This window comes from Paenibacillus sp. JT31N17, assembly GCF_056269255.1.
Window position 1 is genome coordinate 194,265 of sequence record NZ_JBWDNP010000001.1, and the last position, 21,348, is coordinate 215,612.

Annotated in this window: 18 protein-coding genes; 16 read left to right on the plus strand and 2 right to left on the minus strand. The window is 47.1% G+C overall.

Going from position 1 to position 21,348, the window contains the following annotated elements:
• The first annotated feature begins 3 nt into the window (after window positions 1–3).
• The 7 genes from AC0YOB_RS00925 (at window position 4) to ppsA (ending at window position 7,552) form a co-directional block, all read left to right on the plus strand.
• A complete protein-coding gene (locus tag AC0YOB_RS00925; RefSeq protein ID WP_475791139.1) occupies window positions 4–1,431 on the plus strand; it encodes a sensor histidine kinase in 1,428 nt (475 codons plus the stop codon).
• 120 nt (window positions 1,432–1,551) lie between these two features.
• The gene (locus AC0YOB_RS00930; RefSeq protein WP_475791140.1) at window positions 1,552–2,463 is read left to right on the plus strand and encodes an aminoglycoside phosphotransferase family protein; all 912 of its coding nucleotides are present in this window, start codon (window positions 1,552–1,554) and stop codon (window positions 2,461–2,463) included.
• Window positions 2,464–2,770: 307 nt separating this feature from the next.
• Entirely contained in the window at window positions 2,771–3,193 is a 423-nt protein-coding gene (locus tag AC0YOB_RS00935) for a DoxX family protein (protein WP_475791141.1), read from the plus strand.
• A 71-nt stretch (window positions 3,194–3,264) separates the two neighbouring features.
• Complete coding sequence (locus AC0YOB_RS00940; protein ID WP_475791142.1) at window positions 3,265–3,594, plus strand: ArsR/SmtB family transcription factor; 330 nt, start codon at window positions 3,265–3,267, stop codon at window positions 3,592–3,594.
• Window positions 3,591–4,022 carry an SRPBCC family protein gene (locus tag AC0YOB_RS00945; protein ID WP_475791143.1) on the plus strand — a complete coding sequence of 144 codons (432 nt, stop codon included), beginning with the start codon at window positions 3,591–3,593 and terminating at the stop codon, window positions 4,020–4,022. The genes AC0YOB_RS00940 and AC0YOB_RS00945 overlap by 4 nt, the downstream gene beginning before the upstream one ends.
• 78 nt (window positions 4,023–4,100) lie before the next feature.
• Window positions 4,101–4,694, plus strand: a complete 594-nt coding sequence (locus AC0YOB_RS00950; protein WP_475791144.1) for a YdeI/OmpD-associated family protein — start codon at window positions 4,101–4,103, stop codon at window positions 4,692–4,694.
• A gap of 263 nt (window positions 4,695–4,957) precedes the next feature.
• Complete coding sequence (gene ppsA / locus AC0YOB_RS00955) at window positions 4,958–7,552, plus strand: phosphoenolpyruvate synthase (RefSeq protein WP_475791145.1); 2,595 nt, start codon at window positions 4,958–4,960, stop codon at window positions 7,550–7,552.
• A 225-nt stretch (window positions 7,553–7,777) separates the two neighbouring features.
• Here ppsA and AC0YOB_RS00960 read toward each other — a convergent pair whose 3' ends face one another.
• A complete protein-coding gene (locus AC0YOB_RS00960; RefSeq protein WP_475791146.1) occupies window positions 7,778–8,680 on the minus strand; it encodes a manganese catalase family protein in 903 nt (300 codons plus the stop codon).
• A 485-nt stretch (window positions 8,681–9,165) separates the two neighbouring features.
• Here AC0YOB_RS00960 and AC0YOB_RS00965 point away from each other — a divergent pair, with 485 nt between their 5' ends.
• From AC0YOB_RS00965 to AC0YOB_RS00985, 5 genes are all read left to right on the plus strand, one after another.
• Window positions 9,166–10,767 carry an extracellular solute-binding protein gene (locus tag AC0YOB_RS00965; protein WP_475791147.1) on the plus strand — a complete coding sequence of 534 codons (1,602 nt, stop codon included), beginning with the start codon at window positions 9,166–9,168 and terminating at the stop codon, window positions 10,765–10,767.
• 104 nt (window positions 10,768–10,871) lie between these two features.
• The gene (locus AC0YOB_RS00970) at window positions 10,872–11,828 is read left to right on the plus strand and encodes an ABC transporter permease (RefSeq protein ID WP_475792273.1); all 957 of its coding nucleotides are present in this window, start codon (window positions 10,872–10,874) and stop codon (window positions 11,826–11,828) included.
• Window positions 11,829–11,840: 12 nt separating this feature from the next.
• Window positions 11,841–12,719, plus strand: coding sequence for a carbohydrate ABC transporter permease (locus tag AC0YOB_RS00975; protein ID WP_210039502.1), 879 nt, complete (start codon window positions 11,841–11,843; stop codon window positions 12,717–12,719).
• Window positions 12,720–12,864: 145 nt separating this feature from the next.
• Entirely contained in the window at window positions 12,865–15,171 is a 2,307-nt protein-coding gene (locus tag AC0YOB_RS00980) for a helix-turn-helix domain-containing protein (RefSeq protein ID WP_475791148.1), read from the plus strand.
• 361 nt (window positions 15,172–15,532) lie between these two features.
• Window positions 15,533–16,159 carry a cysteine hydrolase family protein gene (locus tag AC0YOB_RS00985; RefSeq protein ID WP_475791149.1) on the plus strand — a complete coding sequence of 209 codons (627 nt, stop codon included), beginning with the start codon at window positions 15,533–15,535 and terminating at the stop codon, window positions 16,157–16,159.
• 94 nt (window positions 16,160–16,253) lie between these two features.
• Here AC0YOB_RS00985 and AC0YOB_RS00990 read toward each other — a convergent pair whose 3' ends face one another.
• Window positions 16,254–17,081, minus strand: a complete 828-nt coding sequence (locus tag AC0YOB_RS00990) for an alpha/beta fold hydrolase (RefSeq protein WP_475791150.1) — start codon at window positions 17,079–17,081, stop codon at window positions 16,254–16,256.
• 148 nt (window positions 17,082–17,229) lie between these two features.
• On the opposite strand from AC0YOB_RS00990, the gene AC0YOB_RS00995 reads away from it, so the two are divergent.
• The 4 genes from AC0YOB_RS00995 (at window position 17,230) to AC0YOB_RS01010 (ending at window position 21,335) form a co-directional block, all read left to right on the plus strand.
• Complete coding sequence (locus AC0YOB_RS00995; RefSeq protein ID WP_475791151.1) at window positions 17,230–17,673, plus strand: Lrp/AsnC family transcriptional regulator; 444 nt, start codon at window positions 17,230–17,232, stop codon at window positions 17,671–17,673.
• A gap of 180 nt (window positions 17,674–17,853) precedes the next feature.
• On the plus strand, window positions 17,854–18,405 hold the full coding sequence (locus AC0YOB_RS01000) for a DUF5412 family protein (RefSeq protein WP_475791152.1): 552 nt from the start codon (window positions 17,854–17,856) through the stop codon (window positions 18,403–18,405).
• 206 nt (window positions 18,406–18,611) lie between these two features.
• Complete coding sequence (locus tag AC0YOB_RS01005) at window positions 18,612–20,015, plus strand: alpha-L-fucosidase (RefSeq protein ID WP_475792274.1); 1,404 nt, start codon at window positions 18,612–18,614, stop codon at window positions 20,013–20,015.
• Between the two features lie 339 nt (window positions 20,016–20,354).
• Window positions 20,355–21,335, plus strand: a complete 981-nt coding sequence (locus AC0YOB_RS01010) for an ABC transporter permease (protein ID WP_475791153.1) — start codon at window positions 20,355–20,357, stop codon at window positions 21,333–21,335.
• Window positions 21,336–21,348 lie beyond the last annotated feature (13 nt).

The window sequence follows — 21,348 nt, forward strand, 5'->3', positions numbered from 1 at the left end:
CCGATGAAATGGCAGTTGACCGGAAGATACCTCGTATCCATCGTGCTCATTGTCGTCATTGTGATCGTCATGAATATCACGGCGGTTATTGCGCTGCTGGTGATGAACAGCGGCTTTCTGGCTCAGACTGAAGGGAACTCCGCCGAGTCGATGACGCGTTCCTTCGGGCAATATATCGCGGCTTCGCCATCCGGAATCTCGGTATCGGACGGGGGAAAGGAGCTTCTTGCCCGCCATCAAGCATGGATTCAGGTTTTGGATGAAGACGGCAGGCAGCTGTACGGCTACCGCGTCCCTGAGGGGGCTAAAACCAAATATACCCCGCTGGATATTATAGATATTTACAAATACCTGGAGGTTAACTACCTTTCAACGGTTTTTGTGGGGGAAAAGAAGGTTCAAAATCATCGCTACAGCTACTTGATCGGGTTTAAAGATCCAAATTTGCGGCGGGTGGTTGTAGCGCTTGATATCCGCAAAACCGGGCAAATTTTGAAAAACGGCAGCCTCGTTCTGATTGTCCTCGATGGGTTGATCGCGCTGTTCATCGGCTATCTGTTCAGCAAACGGCTGACGCAGCCGCTGTATGTGCTGATTGAGGCCATCAAGCGTATGGCGAATAAAAATTACAAGGTCCAGTATAGGCCCGAAGGTGTATACAAGGACGTTTTTTTGAACGTCAATTTGCTTTCCAATGAGCTTCAGGCCAACGAAGTCGAAAGAAAAAAGCTTGATCGGATGAAGGAAGAATGGATCGGCAATGTTTCGCATGACATCAAAACGCCCTTGGCTTCCATACAAGGATACGCGGAGATGATCAAGGACAGGGACTATCAATTTTCCATCGAGGAAATAAGGGAATATGCAGAAATCATTGAACGCAAATCGCTGTATTTGAAAGAGGTCATCGAGGACCTGAACCTGTCCACCCGTTTGAAGAATAAAGAGCTTGCGCTCAAACTGAAAAATGTAAATATCGTCAGTCTTGTCCGGAATATCGTCATTGACATCCTGAACGATGCCATGTACGCGAGCCGCAATATCGATTTTCACTGCAGCGACGAGGTCATCGTCGCGAAGGTGGATGGCATTCTGATCCGGAGGGCGGTCGCCAATATCATCTATAATTCGATCGTCCATAACGACGAAGCCGTGCACATTCAAGTAAGCGTGGAGACAAGCGGGAGCGATGCCGTCATCCGTGTCGAGGATAACGGAAAAGGAATCAAGGAGGATGAAATTGAACGCATCTTTGACAGATATTACCGTGGCACCAGCACAGGCGAGCTTCATAAAGGCTCCGGTCTGGGCATGGCCATTACGAATGACATCGTTGTGGCGCATAAAGGAGAAATTCAGGTCAGCAGCGCGCCTCACCAGGGAACCCGCATGGAAATCCGGTTGAACCTGCCGCAAAAAGCGGGCAATTGATAATCTAAAAAAGGATACAGCAGCATAATACTCCGAATTGCGTCGGCGAAACAGGATTTTACAATACCTCATGTCGAAGAAGAGAAGAAGCAGACAACTCTTTAAAAGGAGGCATTGGGCGTGATTGTGATCCCTGATAATTTTATTGAAAGAATGCACGAACTCCACGGTGAGCAAGGAGTAACATGGTCGGAGGCGCTGCCCGGGTTGATTGCCGACTGTGAAAGCCGTTTCAACTTTATCGCAGAAGCTCCATTTTCCGATTTATCCTATAACTTCGTGCTTCGAGTAAAGCGCAGCGACGGGAAGCCAGCCGTCCTTAAATCATCTTTTATGAAAGATGAGCTTTCTAGGGAAGTCAGTGTGCTTCGTGCCTATGAGGGCCGGGGGGCGATTCATGTCCTGGATGCAGACGAGGAGTGGGGCGTGGCCCTGCTGGAGGGTGCCGACCCTGGCACGCCGTTGTCATCAATTCAGGATGATGCACGCGCGACGGATCTCTTTTGCGAAGTATTTCGCCGTCTTCACCTTCCTTCACCAACCGGGAGTATGTACCCGTCTATGAGACAGCATTTCGCGGCAATCGAGCGGTACCGCGAGCGCTTAGGCGATGTAACCATTGCCGCGCCGCTGCCTGCGAGCTGGGTGGAAAATGCCGAAGAATGTCTGGCGTATCTCATAACGACCACGAGTGAGCATCTTCTGCTGCATGGCGATCTGCATCATGAAAACATCCTTCGCCAAGGTGAAGAGCAATGGGTTGTCATTGATCCCAAAGGCATCTTGGGTGACATCCATTTTGATACTATCCAGTATCTGCTTAATTATGAGGATCGAGGCGGCAACTGCGAGCAGGTTCTGCGGGGCCGGATTGCGATAATGGCCGATCGTCTCGGTCTTGACCCTCGCCGAATTGCGATGTGGGGTGTGGCGCGGGGTGTGCTTGAGGCATGCTGGACGATTGAAGACGGAGGAACGGATTGGCACAGAGGCATCCAAATTACGGAGCGCTTTGCCAAATGCCTGGATTGAGATCTGTCCAAAAAGAATGGAGCCGTAATCAAAAGCTTTGGCATTAGCGCGCCGAGGCTTATTAACATTTAGTCAAAGAGCCAAAGAGCCAAAGAGCCAAAGAGCCAAAGAGCCAAATGGCATAAAATGTTGTCACACATGGCTTACAGACGTTTTCAGGGGAATTTAAAAATGTTGTTGACAGGACACTCAATGGTGTCCTATAATCAAATCGTCACCATATGGTGTCCAATTGGGAGCCAGTCATTGGAAAGTTTGGAGCAAGAAAATCGTCCGCTTGAATCAACCATTATGAGGAGGAACCAGAATGAGTACGATCATTGGTAGGGAAACAACCGCGATGGTACAAATCCAGCCCCGAGGAAAAATGCTTGCTTATTGGACAGTCACAATACTGCTCGCAGCAGCTCTTATGTTAAGTGGTATCGGGCAATTGATGCAATATGGGGGAAACGTCGAGTTGGTGACGAATATTAATTACCCATTGTACATCTTGACCATTCTCGGGATTTGGAAAGTGCTTGGAGTCATCGCTCTCGTCGTGCCAGGTTTTCCTCAGCTTAAAGAATGGGCTCACGCTGGTATCTTCTTTTTAATGACTGGTGCGGCTTTATCTCATGTGTTTGCTGACGATTATGGTGATTACGGGTTTAATATTATTCTACCGCTTTCATATGCTGCACTAAATATCGCCTCTTGGGCGCTGCGTCCGAAGAGCCGCAAACTTTAGGTTGTCGGTGAAATAAACGGCTGTCCATTGGTACCGCCAGAAGATTTCTACTACAGAATGGAGAGGGTGTTGTGAGCGAGAACAACCAGCTGCGGGATGTGTTTGATGCGATTGCTGATCCAACAAGGCGCCGGCTGATTCGTCTGTTGGCAGAGGCAGAGGAGATACCGCTTCATGAATTAACGGCACAGTTTCAAATGGGCCGCACAGCGGTATCCAAACATTTGACAATCCTTAAAGAGGCGGGACTGGTCCTAGACCGAAAAGTCGGCAGAGAAACGCGATTCAGGCTGAACGCCTCTCCGCTCAGAGAAATTCAAGATTGGGTGGGCTTCTACGGCAAGTTCTGGAGTACGAATATGCTGCGCTTGAGCCAACTATTGGAGGAGGAAGAAGAATGAGTTTAGCATTATCCTTGGATTTTCAGTACACGACATCGATCGAAAAACTTTGGTCCGCCATAACCGATTCAAGCAAGCTAGCCAGGTGGGTGGTCAACATCCACAGTGGTCAGGCGATGGAAAATGATTTTGAGCCCGTCGTCGGACACCGTTTTCAGTTTCGCACGCAGCCGTCCGAATATTGGGATGGCATTATCGACGGAGAAGTGCTGATCGTGGACGCACCAAACCGGGTATCCTATACTTGGTCCAGCGGAGGGGAGAAGCACACGGTCACCTGGACGCTGCAGGATTTAGGGGACGGAAAGGTTAACCTTCATCTTGAACAAACCGGATTCGCCAATGTACAAGGTCTCGAAGGCGCTAGATATGGTTGGGGAAAATGGTGCGGCGAGCTTGAAACGGCATTGGCAACAAGGGCCGTATGAAGCCCTTGTGAACCGCGGCATTTGATCTATCGACCGCAATCAAGCAAGTTAAAACAAAAAGCTGAAGGGGGTACCTTTATGATAAAAGGTGAAAGGAATCCTAAGATTGATCCTTATTTTAACAAGCTTAAGAAGTGGAAGGAAGAATTCGAGCTATTGAGAGATATCGTTCTTGACTGCGGGCTGACCGAGGATTTTAAGTGGATGCATCCTTGTTACACGCTTGACAATAAAAACATCGTTTTGATCCATGGTTTTAAGGATTACTGCGCGCTTCTGTTTCACAAAGGCGCGTTATTAAAAGATCCTCATGGGATCCTAATCCAGCAAACGGAGAATGTTCAGGCAGCGCGCCAAATTCGGTTCACCAATGTTCAAGATATCGATGAAATGCAGCTTATGTTGAAAGCATATATTGATGAAGCCATTGAAGTTGAAAAAGCCGGCTTGCAAGTGAACTATAAAAAGAATACGGAATATATCATACCTGAAGAATTAGACAATAAATTCGTTGAAATCCCCGATTTAAAAACGGCTTTTGAAGCATTGACGCCGGGACGGCAAAGAGCATATATTTTGCATTTTTCTACACCCAAGCAATCCAAAACTCGAGAATCAAGGGTTGAAAAATATATTGTGCACATCCTCAATGGAAAGGGATTAGATGATTAGGATTTCGGTAGGCTGCAAGTGACGGAGTTCCGCTCGAACCATGGTTTTTGATGTGACTAATGATAGAGGGAATACAAAAAAGAACCTGGGTGGTTTTATCAGGTTCTTTTATATTGCATATAAACAGACACGATGATATAATCAGATCACGACTCCGTAAAGTCATGTTGGCATGATTATTTCATCTTACACTCTTAGTGTACCATGCCGGTAAACTCTTGTCAAATGTTTTTTCTCAATTTAACAGTTAGGAGAGATGTTGAATGAGTTCTTTGGTTCTCGATTTTCAGGAAATGGAAAAAACGCAGCTTTGGCTTGTTGGCGGAAAAGGGTTGAATTTAGGGGAATTATCAAAAATTCAAGGGATACAAGTACCGGAAGGATTTTGTGTTACAACAGCGGGGTACCAAAAAGCCATCGATCAAAACGAAAGGTATCATGCTTTGTTGGATCATCTAACCATGCTAAAAGTAGAGGATCGAGAACAAATTGGTGAAATCAGCAGGAAGCTGCGTCAAATCATTACGGAGATAGAAATCCCTTCCGATGTTGTGAATGCCGTTGCTCTCTATCTATCCCGGTTTGGCGATGAACATGCTTATGCCGTGCGTTCTAGCGCTACTGCTGAGGATTTGCCGCATGCTTCTTTTGCCGGTCAACAAGATACCTATTTAAATATCATCGGCAAAGATGCGATCCTGCAGCATATCAGCAAATGCTGGGCTTCCCTGTTCACGGAGCGCGCGGTAATCTACCGTATGCAGAATGGATTCGATCACGGTCAAGTTTATTTATCCGTTATCGTTCAAAGGATGGTTTTCCCGCAGGCTTCAGGGATTTTATTTACCGCTGATCCCATTACTGGAAGCCGAAAGCTGCTATCCATCGATGCCAGTTTTGGACTTGGAGAAGCGCTGGTCTCCGGCTTGGTCTCTGCTGATTGTTATAAAGTGAGGGAAGAGGAAATCGTCGATAAGCGAATAGCAACCAAAAAGTTGGCTATCTATGGAAGGAAAGAAGGCGGAACAGAGACAAAGCAGATCGATCCTGATCAGCAGAATTCTCAAACACTTACTGAGCAACAAATTTTACAGCTGGCACACATCGGAAGACAGATCGAAGCTTATTTTGGTAGCCCGCAAGATATCGAATGGTGTTTGGCTGATGATACATTTTATATTGTCCAGAGTCGGCCGATCACTACTTTATACCCGATCCCTGAAGCGAATACCCAAGAAAATCACGTCTATCTGTCTGTTGGTCATCAACAAATGATGTTAGATCCCATAAAACCATTGGGGTTGTCTTTCTACCTGTTAATTACGCCTGCACCTATGCGTAAAGCCGGCGGGAGGTTGTTTGTTGATGTTGCACCCAGGCTGGCTACACCTGCCGGCCGGGAAGCTTTATTAAATACCCTGGCATCCGATCCGCTCATAATAGGCGCACTCATGACCATAATAGAACGAGATTTTATAAAATTGTTACCAAATGATCAAACAGCACCGATTCTGGGTAGAAGTAATACAGATATGCTGCCACAATTCGAGAACGATCCGACAATCGTTTCTGATTTGATTAAGCGCAGTCAAACATCGATAGAAGAGTTAAAACAAAACATTCAAGCGAAATCGGGATCGGAATTGTTTGATTTTATTCTGGAAGATCTCCAGCAATTAAAGAAGATCTTGTTTGACCCACAAAGCTCGGCTGTGTTTATGGCTGCTATAAATGCTACATCATGGATTAATGAAAACATGAACGAGTGGTTAGGCGAAAAAAACGCAGCAGATACACTTTCTCAATCTGTACCCAATAATATTACTTCGGAAATGGGTCTGGCGCTATTGGATGTCGCGGATGTGATTCGCCCTTATCCAGAGGTGATTGATTATTTGCAGCATGCAAAAGAAGATAACTTTCTGGAGGAACTGGTTAAGCTTGATGGAGGAAGGGAAACCCAAGACGCTATCTATGATTATCTCAGCAAATACGGAATGCGATGCACCGGAGAAATCGATATTACGAGAACCCGTTGGAATGAAAAACCAATTACACTTGTCCCTATGATTCTTGGTAACATCAAGAACTTTGAGCCTAATGCCGGCAAGCGAAAATTTGAGCAAGGGCGCCAGGAGGCTTTGGAAAAAGAACAAGAGTTAATAGAACGATTGAAGCAATTACCGGATGGTGAACAAAAAGCCAAAGAAACAAAACGAATGATCGACCTCATCCGCAATTTCATCGGCTACCGGGAATATCCAAAATACGGCATAGTAAGCCGCTACTTCGTTTATAAGCAGGCTTTGCTGAAAGAAGCCGAACAACTCGTTCAAGCTGGCGTTATCCATGACAAAGAAGATACGTACTATCTCACTTTTGAAGAACTTCATGAAGTCGTACGCACAAACAAACTTGATGATCAGATCATCAGCAAACGAAAAGAGGATTACAAATTTTTCGAAAAACTAACTCCCCCGCGTGTCATGACGTCTGATGGTGAAATCATTTCAGGTGAGTACAAACGAGAAAATTTGCCGGCCAATGCGATTGTTGGTCTGCCTGTTTCTTCCGGAGTGATAGAAGGAAGAGCGCGTGTTATTTTAAATATGGAATATGCCGATCTGGAAGATGGAGATATATTAGTCACCTCCTTTACTGATCCTGGCTGGACACCGTTATTTTTATCCATAAAAGGCCTGGTCACCGAAGTTGGCGGACTGATGACCCATGGAGCAGTTATCGCGCGTGAATATGGCTTGCCGGCCGTTGTCGGAGTGGATAATGCTACCAGACTGATAAAGGATGGGCAACGAATTCGCGTGCATGGAACAGAAGGGTATATCGAAATATTGTAATGGCTGAATACGTCAAGTAAGAGCCTCTAGCGTAATGGACGGCATTAAATGCATCCTGTCATGGATAAAAGGGCGGTTAGCCTGTTCGTCCTTTTACCTACCTTTTGTCCATGATTACGCAGCATAATAAACTCTTCCTCCATGAGAAGCGAAAGCTGTCCAGAAAATCTGAACAGCTTTCATAATGAGATTTGAGATGATAAGAGCACATTCATACGGCTGCGGCTATTCTTTAATATTACCGGCTAATTTAAGTCGTTTGGCTATGGCTTTAAAATCATCTTCGGAGATTCCGGGTGCAAATTCCTCTTCGGCAGAAGGGGCTTCTGGAATGGGTACCCCTTTTGGTACGCCTTGGATAACCTCAAGCGGGAGTCCATCTTCGGGGTGCGTTCCTTTCCAGATCTGATCAATTGCATTAAAATCATTATCGCTCCACGTGTACAGCTTCGTGTGAACACCCTTTTCCTCGTATTTTCTGGCTTCATTAAACGATTTATTGCTCAATGACGGTATCGGCACCAATTTCGTTACATTGACTCCTGTTGCGATTTCCAGTGCTTTGGCATACGCCACAACATGAACGCCCCCTCTTACAAGGAGAAATCCAACGACTGCACGGGCAGCAGGATGATCCGTCATTTCATATACCTTCATTTTGTGTGTTCTGGCGCCACACTCAAGGAAAAAGTTATGAAGCAGGTCTTCCACTAAATTTCCGCTGTTAAAGACATTGGCGCCCGTCCAGGGATTCCCCATGGAGTCAAAAGGCATCGCACCTTGCGCTCCGGCTAAAAAGTGGTAAGACAAGCGCGAGTCTTTGACCGGACCGAGAGGAGTCTTGTCCGGCTCTTTATAATCGGTTGAGCCTCTCAGACAGTTATTAATAGCATGAGAAACCAGCTCGACGTGGCCAAGCTCTTCCGCCGTTATGCTCATAACTAAATCATAGAAAGGTTTTAGTTTTTCTTTTGAACGAAAATTAAAGGATTGGTAGAGGTAATTGTTTAACGTCGACATTTCGCCGAACTTCCCGCCTAACAATTCTTGAATGGCTGCAGCAGCATTGGGATCGGGTTTCTCGACAGAAGGTATCTCAATCATTATTTCATCCATACGCTTGAACATAAATTTTTCTACCTCCCAAAATGGTTGTGAGATGCTAAGGGCTATTAACCTGGATTCACAAGTAATAAGCATTTATTATGCTTTTTTGAGAATTGGACATCCTGAAAATTAGGATTCATGAGGCTAAACCAGTCCCCTGAGGGGGACTGGTTTTTTCGCTGCATCAGATAAGTTGGCGTATTGGTTGTTGCCACTATAGCGATCAGGCTGCTTGTATTTACTCAACGTTCGCAGACCGGGAATCAGCTCGCCATGAGGTGGGCTTTTCTTGTTTTCTGGATCGATTTTTGCTATAAACCTTTAGTTTTAACAGCCCGGATGAAAAATTGCATGTTCAAAATTATAAAAATAGAGGTCGACATTAAATATCGTTTATAGCCTATTTCAAGTGTTGCGATTACGCTTAGGTGACACCAGGTATCTATACCTTGCAGCTTTGATAAGTGTTTGATTCCGGGTGATAAGAAAAAGGAGGTAATAGATTCATGACAAAAAAGAAACAGGTTTCAAGTTTTCTATTCATTACATGCTTGGGAGCATCCCTTTTGGCTGGATGTAACTCATCCAGTCCTGCCCAAGAAGCAACTACTGATCCGGCAGAGGTTCCAAAGCTGACCAGTCTGACGTATTGGACAGGCATGGCCGGTCAAGCGTCCGCAACTATGAAAAGTTATAACGAAATCGAACTATATAAAGGACTGGAACAAAAGACCGGAGTCAAGGTCGATTTCCAGCATCCGCCTCAAGGACAGGATGCAGAGCAGTTTAACTTAATGATTACATCGGGCAAGCTTCCTGATGTCATTGAATATCATTGGACGACGAGCTTCCCCGGCGGTCCGGAGAAGGCGGTCAAAGACGGCACTATTATTAAATTGAATGATTATATCGATAAATACGCTCCTAACCTTAAACAACTGCTCGACTCGCATCCGGATTGGCGTAAGCAAATTACTACAGACGACGGCAGCATCATATCCTTCCCGTTTATCCGGGATGGCAAAGAGCTGCAGGTGTTCCAGGGACCTGCAGTCCGGCAGGATTGGATGGATAAGCTCGGGCTGAAAACACCAACGACGATCGACGAATGGTATAACGTTTTGAAAGCGTTTAAAGAGAAGGATCCGAACGGCAATGGCAAGCCGGATGAAATCCCTCTGCTGCTGCGGGTTGCAGAACTCGGAACATATGCATTCATTGGCGCATACGGCATAACCAACGGCTTCTACCAGGACCAGGGAACCGTCAAGTTCGGTCCGGTTCAGCCCGAATTCAAGGAATTCCTGATGACGATGAACAAATGGTATAAAGAAGGCCTTCTGGACCGTGATTATGCAGCGACGGATGATAAGCTGTACGATGCCAAAATCACGGGCAATCAAGTCGGATCCGCCGTACTCCTTGTTGGTGGCGGAATCGGAAAATATTCCAACCTGATGAAGGATAAAGATCCGAACTTCAAGCTGGCGGCCGTGCCGTATCCCGTGCTGAATCCGGGCGACAAGCCGGAGCTCGGGCAGCTCGATTTTGCGTTCAACGGAAGAGGAGCGGCGATTACAACAAGCAACAAGAACCCGATTGAAACGGTCAAATGGCTCGATTATGGTTATTCCGAAGAAGGGCACATGCTGTTCAACTTCGGAACGGAAGGCATAAGCTACAATCTGGTTGACGGCTATCCCAAATGGACGGATGACATCTCGAAAAATGCTGACGGGCTGCCGGTACAGCAAGCTATGGCCCGCCATAACAGGGCGTCCTGGGATGGTCCGTTCATTCAGGACAAGCGTTATTTGGAACAATATTTAGCGCTGCCAGAGCAGAAAGATGCGGTTACGGTATGGTCTGAACCGAGCAACGAGAAGAAGATGCCGCTCGTAACCCCGACCAAGGATGAAAGCAGCCGGTTCGCGTCAATTATGGCGGACATTAATACCTACAAGGACGAAATGTTCAACAAGTTCGTCATGGGAGCCGAACCGATCGAAAGCTTCGATAATTATGTCCAAACCATACAGGGCATGGGCCTCGATGAGGCTCTGAAAATCCAGCAGGCCGCCCTGGAAAGGTACAACAACCGTAAATAATCGGCCGTTCGATTCTCCGGAGGATGGGGCATGCGTAATTAGCTCCCGGCAGTTTCAGGGAATCATCGTAAGCGATCGAGAGGAAGTGAATATTCATGCCCGTCATGCAAACGGAGCCTGCGGTACACAAAACCGCAGTATTGAAAAAGGACAGTGCCTGGCGCACCATACGAAAGGATCTAAAGGTTAATAAACTGATCTATCTGATGGTGCTGCCCGTTGTCGCTTATTACGTTATCTTTCATTACGGACCCATGTACGGCTTGCAAATCGCCTTCAAGGATTTCAGTCCCGGACAAGGGATTGCCGGCAGTCCCTGGATCGGATTCAATCACTTCCAAGAGTTTTTCAGCAGTTATTATTTTGGGCGTCTTGTCCGTAATACGGTCCTGATTAACATTTATGAGCTGTTGTTCGGTTTTCCGGCCGCTATCCTTATGGCTCTTCTGCTCAATGAAATTCGCAGCACCCTATTCAAACGTTCCGTACAAACGATTTCGTATTTGCCTCATTTCATATCGATCGTTGTCGTGGTCGGGATGATGGTTGATTTTTTGGCCCGTGACGGACTTATCAACCAGATAATGGGATTTCTGGGACTGGATTCAATCGCTTTTTTCCGGGAGCCCGGATGGTTTCGTTTCTTATATGTTTCATCCGGCGTCTGGCAAGGTGTAGGCTGGGGATCCATCATTTATTTGGCCGCCATTGCCAATATTGACCCAACGCTTTACGAAGCCGCCAAAATCGATGGGGCAGGCCGATTGAAGCAGGTTCTGCATATTACCATACCCGGCATTATGCCGACCATCGTGATCTTACTGATCTTGAATGTGGGATCCATGATGAGCGTCGGCAGCGAGAAGGTCCTGCTTATGTACAACCCCCAGACCTACGAAACCGGGGACGTCATCTCGACATTCGTCTACCGCAAAGGGATTCTGGAGGCCAATTACGGGTATACCGCTGCCGTAGGTCTCTTTAATTCAATCATAAGCTTTGCACTGATTGTCATCTCGAATACCGTCAGTAAACGAGTGAGCGAAAATAAGCTCTGGTAAAGGAGGGAACTCATGATTAAAAGGAGTTTGGGGGAGAAGAGCTTTGACGTGTTCAACGTCATTCTCATGCTGCTGCTTTGCTTTATAACGCTTTATCCGTTTCTTTATGTCCTCTTTGCCTCCTTCAGCGATCCCTCGGAGGTCGCTCAGCACCGTGGACTCTTGTTCGCACCGCGCGGATTTAATTTGTCGGCATACAAAGCGGTATTCGATAATCCCATGATTGCCAAAGGTTATCAAAACACGCTATTTTACGTGCTGGCAGGTACCGCAATCAACTTGTTCATGACCTCGCTGGGGGCGTATGCGCTCTCTCGCCGCAATTTGTATTTTAAAAATCACATCATGTTCATGATTGTCATTACGATGGTATTCAGCGGAGGCCTAATTCCCTCTTACCTGCTGATCGGCAATCTCGGTATGTTGAATACGCCTTGGGCGCTGCTCATTCCAGGGGCGATCAGCACTTTTAATCTGATCATCATGCGGACGGCTTTTCAAGCAATACCCGTCAGTCTGGAGGAATCCGCCAAAATCGACGGAGCGAACGACCTGACCATATTGTTCCGGGTCGTTATCCCGCTGTCCATGCCTGTCATTGCCGTGATGATATTATGGTACGCGGTCGGACACTGGAATTCATACTTCTCCGCATTGATCTACTTGCGTGACCGCGAGTTATATCCGCTGCAGCTTATTTTGCGGGAAATATTAATTACAAACAGCACGGACGCGATGATGACGGGCGCCTCCGTCGGGGACAAAATGCCGATTGGGGAAACGATCAAGTATGCGACCATCATTGTATCGACCCTGCCGATTTTGTGTCTCTATCCGTTCTTGCAAAAATATTTTGTCAAAGGCGTCATGATTGGAGCGATTAAGGAGTGAAAACATGGATGAACAGAAGGAAATGGGACGGTTTTCCACGAATTAGTGAGGAAAGGCATTTTAAGTGAAGAAAGGGACCCCTATGATTCCTTTTGTCATTCAATTTCTCCGGTTAAAGAGGCGGCGCAGCCGGAGAAGCGTGTTCATGACTTTGCTGATTTCTTACATTTGCTTTCTTGTGTTTCCCGTTGTAATCGGAGGCGTCTTGTATTCACGGGTGGAAAAGGCGATGGTCGATCAGGCCAACCGTTCCAACCTTGCCATGCTGGAGCAGCTCAGGCTGTCCATGGACAGCAGCGTGAAAGAAGTCGATCAGTTGTCGCAGCAAATCGCGTTGAACCCCAAAATGGATCTGCTGTTGAACAACGATCTGGCGGATGAATCATCGTACAAGTACATTGAATTTATTTCGGATTATTTAAACCGCTATAGAAGCTTCAGCGGGCAGTTTATCGAGGATTACTACGTTTATTTCAAAGGAAGCGATACCATTCTTAAACCGGGAGTCCGCACGGATTCCCGAACGTTCTACAATAGTTACTACAGCTATAAGGACATGAATTATGAGTCCTGGCGCAAGGAGGTACTGGAGAGCAATCACAATAGGGATTACTTGCCTTCCCAAACACTTATCCAGGACGGAGGTCTTCCTCTCACGGCAAGCCTGGAACGACAACCCATTCAAGTGATCACGTATGTTCAGTCTCTCATTCCCATACAAGGCACGTCAGACGTCAAGGGAAGTCTTGTCGTGCTGATTAATGAAAAGCAGGTCAAAGAAATGATACGGCAAATCGAGTCAGCCAACCGAAGCAATATCTACATTATCGACGCCAATCAAAGGGTGCTGACCGGGACAACGGATCAGGTTCCACTCAGCAAGCAGGTTTTTGGGCAAATGCAGGATAAACCCGGGTTTTTCCCTTATAAGAAAAATGGACTGGATCTGATGGTTTCCTACACATCCTCCAAACAAATCGGTTGGAAATACATTTCCGTCATGCCGCGGGACCTGTACATGCAGAAGGTCAATTCGGTCAAGGTCACGGCGATTTGGCTGTTCGCGGTTTATTTGGCAGGGGGGCTGGTGGCCTCGTATTTGATGGCTTACCACAACTACAGACCGGTAAAGCAAATGCTCAAGGCTTTCGTAAAAGGCCGCACTGCAGCACAATCGCATATATCCAATGAATACGAATACATCCAGGAATCTTTTGAAAGCGTACTCATTGAACAGAAAAATTTGCAAGGGATGCTGAAACAGCAGACGCCCGTCATGCGGGCGAACTTTTTGTCCCGGCTCATAAGAGGACTTGTGGATCACACGGAAGATTTTAGCCATTCGCTCGACTTTATGAACATCCAGTTTGTGTCCGGGTCATTTGCAGTTATTCTGATCCAGGTCGATCAGGCCGGGAAATTTTCCAAAGAGCATTCCGAGCGGCAATGGGCGTTGACCCGTTTTGTCATTTCGAATATTTGTACCGATCTGATTCACGAGCATCATGCCGGATACTGTATTGAACTCGACCGCGATCGTCTCGTCATTCTGCTTAATTTCAAGGAAAATCGTCTGAACGAAGCCATGCAGGATACGGAGAAGCTCGTCAGTACACTCAAGGAGGTGGTGGAGCACCAATTCAAAATCGCCATTACCCTGGCCGTCAGCAACATTCACGAAGGATGGCAGCGGATCGGGAGCGCTTATGTTGAGGCGCTCGCGGCTATGGAGTATAAGATGATCAAAGGGAGCGCGATTATATATTTTCACGAAATAAACTGCAAAGATCAGAACTACTATTATCCCATGGAGACAGAAATACAATTGATGAATTATGTCCGCAGCGGTGATGCGGAAAGCGTCGGCAAGCTGTTGAATAATTTGTATGCGGTCAATTTCACTTCCAATCCGATTACACCCGGACTCGCCCGGTGCCTGTTTTTTGATTTGGCAAGCACGCATTTGAAGCTCATTAACGTTACAAGGGCACGGCTCGGAGAGCAGGTTGACGGTCAATTCGAAGCCATTACAACCATATTGGCCTGTGCAACGGCCGAAGAGATGCATGTACAGATGAAGCAAATGTTTCTGTCGCTGACCCTTTCGCTCAAAGCCGACCGGGGCTGCCATAGCGATCAGCTGCTTCAGGAAATGACTGCTTTTATCGATAATCATTACTCCGATCCGTATATGGGACTTAATATGATTGCCGAACAATTCAACCGGACACCACAGTATGTCTCGACTTTTTTCAAGAAAACGAGCGGGCAGAACATCACCGATTACATTGCACAATGTCGTATCCATCAGGCAAAAAGACTGATTTCCACAAAAGACTTAACGATCGCCCAAATTGCCCAAAAGGTTGGCTATGCGAACGATCTCGTCCTGATCCGCGTTTTCAAGAAGGTAGAGGGCATTACGCCGGGCAAGTACCGCGACAGCTGCTGATTATTCATCATAATTATTGCGGTGCGACAAGGGTATACTTGATGCTTTAACAGTGGAGGGGCTTGCTACGCGGCAGCTCCTCTTATCCATTAAAGTAACGGATAGAATAAATTAACTTCCTGGGGTTGGTTGATTTTTCGTCGTCTCTCCCCACATAACCGATCTCCCCTCCCTTGACAGTCTAAGCAATCACCATTACTTAGTATAACAAAAGCCGAAAGTTTCAGGTGTCAGTCGACTACCTTTCCACACTAACGGGCGGAAAGCAGGATCATATGTTAATATTGGTTTTGAGCATATTGGGGAAATTATGCAGTACGGTATCTTCCAGCACAAAAGGTATGACCTACGGAGGTGCAATATGTCAGTCGTATTCCTGTCTATCGATCTGCAGAACGACTTCGCCACTGCAGGTGGCGCCCATTACAGCCGGCGCCCGTGCGTGCAATTCATCAGGGACACATTATTCCCGTTTGTCCGCGGGCGAGGTTACACGATTGTTGAGATTCTCTCGGATTATCGTGCTGCCGAGCCTGGAAAGAATACTTCTGTATGTGTCCCGGGTATGTGGGGGTATGAATCTCTCATCCCCGACGACATCAAACACCCGTCTACATGGGTGAAGTCCGAACCGTCGCCGATGTGGATTCGTGAAGGTGCCGGTAAAGCGAATGATCTTCCGGGTGTCCCGTATCCCTCGCCAAATGGTTTCAGCCAGTGGTTGTCCGAAACAATCGGACCACCGGGCTCCGGGCAAGACATTGTCTTGATCGGACTGGTGCTCGAAATCTGCGTTCTGAGCACTCTCCAAGAATTGCATCATCGCGGCTATCGTGCCAAGGTCCTGTTTGAAGGCGTGGACACTTATTCGGGTAATTTGGAACAGAAGAGGGTGCTATTCGAGACGCTCTTTCCTTTCTGGGGTACGCCTATTTATTGGGACGAGTTGGAGATAGTCAGAGATGTACGTCATAACGAAGAAATTTGAACCGTATTTAACGGATAAAGGGCTGCCTCTTGGGCAGCCCTTCTGAACGGGTAGAATCGTGCAATAGTAAGCAAAAGCGCATAACAGCTTTTCCTTATTTCGATTGCAGGAATTCGAACACGGCACTCAGGAATTCGGCTTGATACTCCACATTCGACAGGTGAACTGCGGGCAGTATGACGAGTTTTGCGTTTGGCACCGTCTCAGCGATCAATTCGCTGTGGCTGGGAAGCGTCACTGTATCATACTGGCCGGCAATGACAAGTGTCGGGCTGCTGATAAGGGCGACTGTCCGGCGCATATCCATGTCACGGATCGCAGCCCAGCTTCCTGCAATTCCCTGCGCACGAGTAGCGAGCACCATCCTGCGAAACAACGTGACGAGCGGGTTCTGCGGCTCCAGCATATGCGAAGGAAACCAGTTCTTCATGAACATATCAGCGAATTCTGTCCTTTTCTCTGGTTGCAGCACAGAGGCGATCAGGCTCTCCCATTGCCCGGGCGGCCCCAGGTAGGAGGAGGTATTGCTCAGAATCAGCCGGTCGACACGCCCGGGAGCGTAGATGCCGAGCCATTGTCCTATGACACCGCCCAGCGACAGCCCGAGGAAATGCACACGGTCGATGTGAAGCGCGTCGAGCAGTTCGATTACATCCCGTCCCAATCTGTCGAACGAATACGGACCGGCGGGCGTGTCCGATTCGCCATGCCCCCGATAGTCGTAGCGAAGCACGCGGAAATACCTGGAAAATTCAGTTATCTGGCCATCCCACATGCTCATTGAGGTGGCGATGGAGTTTGCAAGCATCAATACCGGTTTACCGGCTGATCCGTTGATTTGATAAGCAATCCGAACTCCGTCACCGGTTGTGAAAAAGTTCAACCCTTCAGCCGCTCTGGTTTCGTTTGATGTCATTCTCATCGTTTTCATTCTCCCTCACTGGTTGTTAGTGACATTTTATTGGAATTGCCCTACAATTTAAATGAGATTATTAAGGGGTTTATGGTCTGAAAACTTAATTCTATCGTTGTTTTCCGACCCTGACTTATAAAAATGAGGTGCTCTGGTCATGGATCACATTGATTATAAAATATTGTCAACACTTCATGATAATGCCAGGATTACGATTTCCGAGATGAGCCGAATAATCGCGATGTCGCAGCCTGCTGTAACGGAACGGCTTCGGAAGCTGGAGGATCAGGGCATCATCACGGGCTATCGGGCGGAGCTTTCCCCGTCTAAGCTTGGCAAGTATACAACCGCGTTTGTACTGTTTAAATCGAACAAATGCAAGGAGTTTGAAGCTTTCGGCGAAACTGCCCCCGAGATAGTCGATTTCTACAGAACCAGCGGAGAGTATAATTATTTAATGAAGGTCGTAACCGAAACAAGCGAAACCTTGGAAACCTTCCTTGAAACGTGCAACACATTCGGATTTTCGTCGACCCTCGTCGTTCTCTCCACGCGATTCGAGGATAAAAGCATTGTTGCAAGCCATGATGGACTGATTTAAAGCAAACTGGGCAAGGACGTCAGAAAGTTGTAATCTTAAAGATTAAAGAAAGCAGCGAAATATTATTCTAACAAACAGAGGGGCTGCCGGATGGCAGTCCTTTGAGACGTTTATCGGCAGTTGTGGGGGGAAATGCAGTCTGAGGAATATAGATTATACAAATACAAGGAGGAAAATAAATTGAAAAATCGGCCATCCAAGTATAATCTCGTTTCCTTCTTTTTAAGTTTATTTTGTTCCCTGACAACAGCATATTCTGTATATTCGAATGTTCACGACACTTGGTTGATTGCCCCGCCTAATTATATGATTTTATTACTGTCCATTCTCGCTTTGATCTTAGCTATTAAAGGTTTTAAAGATAAATCCAGCTGGTTTGCAAGAATGAGAAGTTGGTTAACTGTGCTTCTTTCAGTAGCATTATCCTTCGTTCTATTAATTGCCCTATCATTCACAATCATATTTTCAGGAGCAAAAGTGCTTTTGAAAACGGCACACTCCCCAGACAACCATTATACGATCGATTTTTACTATACCGATGCAGGGGCCATGGGGACGTTCGGAATATTGGGCGAATTAAACGGACCTCTCTGGTTTAAGAAAAAGATTTATAGTGAACGAAGAGTGGATCAAGCTGATATTGAATGGGCAAATAACCATATCATTTTGATTAACAATCATGAATTGGATTTAAAGGAAGGCGAAACTTTATTTATAGTTGACGGATTGTAATATGAAGTGCGACAGCAAGAAAAACAAAGAGGCCATGATGGATTCGTGTAAAGTGGAAGTCACCACAACACCCCCGTCTTTTCACCGGATTCAGGAGGAGCAAATGGAAAATAGCATAGCAAACGATTATTGAGAATTGTGCTGTTCCGGGGAAAAGGGTATACGTTGGTTGTGAACATCAGCGTAGCAGGAAGGGAATGAATGCGATGAGCGAATCGAAGGATACACAGCCGGATCAGGAAGAACAGGTGGTTGAATCCGGCGTGCACAATTTCAGCAAAGAGGAAGAATGGGTCAAGCCGGAGGATCCGCTGCTGAATGAACGCCTGGAATGGTTCAAGGACCAGAAGCTCGGCCTCATGATGCATTGGGGGCCGTATTCACAGCTTGGACTGGTAGAATCCTGGGCGTTAAGTGATGATGACGGGGATTGGTCCCGCAATGACGTCGACTGGATCGACGACATGGAGGCGTTCAAGCGCCAATACTTCGATCTGAACAAAACCTTTAACCCGATCCGGTTTGAACCGGAGAAATGGGCAGAGCTTGCCGCAGACAATGGCTTCAAATATTTTCTGTTTACCACCAAGCACCATGACGGGTTCTGCATGTGGGATACGCATACGACCGATTATCGCATTACAGGTCCGGATACACCGTTTCATACCCATCGATATGCGGATATTTGCCGGGAGCTATTTGACGCTTTCCGCGCCAAGGGATTGGGAATCTCGGCTTATTTCTCGAAGGCGGACTGGCATACGCCTTATTACTGGGCGCCCGGTATGGAGCGCGGGCGGCATATGTGGCGCGGCCCTTCCTATGATCCGGAACAATATCCCTGGTTGTGGGAGAAGTTCGTGGAATTCACGCATGAGCAGATTATGGAGCTGATGACCAAATACGGCCGGATCGAATGCTTGTGGCTGGATGCGGGCTGGGTGCGGGCGGGCCGAAGAGGCCAGGATATCCGGCTGGGTGAGGTCGTTGAGAAGGCTCGGAAGACGCAGCCCTGGCTCTTGGCCGCGGACCGTACGGTCGGAGGTCCCTACGAGAATATTGTAACCCCGGAGCAGACGATACCGGATCGGCCGATGAATATCCCGTGGGAGAGCTGTATTACGGTCGGGAATTCCTTTGCCTTCGGATTCGATGACCGTTATAAGACGGCAAGACAGCTGGCTCACATCCTCCTGGAGGTGGTGGCCAAGGGCGGGAACCTGGCGCTGAACGTCGGGCCGCAGCCGGACGGACGCCTTCCGGGAGGCGCGGTGCGCAGTATCAAGGAGCTTGGCGCATGGCTCAGCGTATATGGTGAAGGAATCTACGGAACAAGGATTTGCGGCCCTTATTTCACGGGAGCATGGGCATTCACCTGCAAGGCAGACACAACCTACGCTTTCCGCCTGTACAAGAATGAGAATGAGCCTGTGCGTCAGCAGACGGTCATTCCTTACACAGGAAGTGCAGCACGGATTGAGCTCGTCGGAACGGGCGGGCGTCTGGAGTTCAATCGCACAGACGAAGGGCTGTTGGTTGAACTTCCGCAAGCGGCCGTCACGGAGCAAGCGCCGATTACCCATGCATTTCGATTGATTGCAAACGAATAAGCAGGTTCAGGAATTCCGGGGGAGCAGTACCCCCGGTTTTTTTATTGTGCAAGGGGTTGCGGGCGGAACGCAAGCGATTCAGGCAGGCTATCAGGCTCAAAACAACGGTTTTTCCTTGTCGGACAAGGGTTTATGGAATATGGAGAGGTATGAGAAAATTGCAAATTGCTTAAAGAACGCCTCTCAAGGTACTATCAATTCATACCATTCAAGAAAGCGTTTCCTGACATGTATCTTTACATAATAGATCTTTACAAGCGAGTTTCGGAAACTGAAAAAGATAAATAACGAAGGTAAGTGTAAGGTATTATGACACAAAATGCATAAGGAGTGACATGAATGAGTCAAGTTACAGAAAGCATACCTGCACAGATGAAGCTCCAGAAAGGAATGAATCCGCCCGAACGCAAAAAAGGGCATCCTTTCATTAAAAGCATCAAAAAACATTGGGAGCTCTATTTATTGGTGCTGCCTCCGGTAGTGTATCTATTAATCTTTAAGTACATTCCCATGGTAGGTGTGCAAATCGCCTTCAAAGACTTTAGTGTGGTTAAAGGCATTTGGGGGAGCCCGTGGGTCGGCTTCAAGCACTTTGAAGCCTTCTTCAATTCTCCTAACTTCTGGCTGCTTATCAAAAACACAATTGGAATCAGCTTCTATTCCTTGCTGGCCGGTTTTCCGGTTCCGATCCTGCTCGCTCTGGCTTTGAACGAAATTCGCACGGGTTATTTCAAAAAGACGGTGCAGATGGTAACGTACGCCCCGCATTTTATCTCAACGGTCGTTATGGTATCCATTATTATTCTGATGCTGTCTCCTCACGTAGGGATAGTAGACAGGCTGTTCTCCTTTTTTGGATTCTCGATGACCAACTTTATGGGCATTCCGGAATATTTCAAATCCATCTATGTATGGTCGGGTGTGTGGCAGGGGATGGGCTATTCTTCCATTATTTATATCGCGGCATTGGCCGGGGTGGACCCTGCCCTATATGAAGCCGCCCGGATGGACGGGGCTTCCCGGCTCAAGAAAATCTGGCATATCGATATTCCGAGCCTCATCCCGGTGACCGTCATTATGCTTATTTTGAGCCTTGGCAGCATTATGGGAGTCGGCTTCGAGAAAATTTATTTGATGCAAAATCCGTTGAATACGAGTGCTTCGGAGGTTATTTCGACTTATGTGTACAAAGTGGGTCTGATCGGGGCGAACTTCAGCTTTTCCTCGGCTGTAGGGTTGTTTAACTCCATCATTAACCTGATTCTGCTTATCCTTGTCAATGCCATTTCCCGAAGAGTCTCTAAGAACAGCCTGTGGTAAAGGAGGGGATATT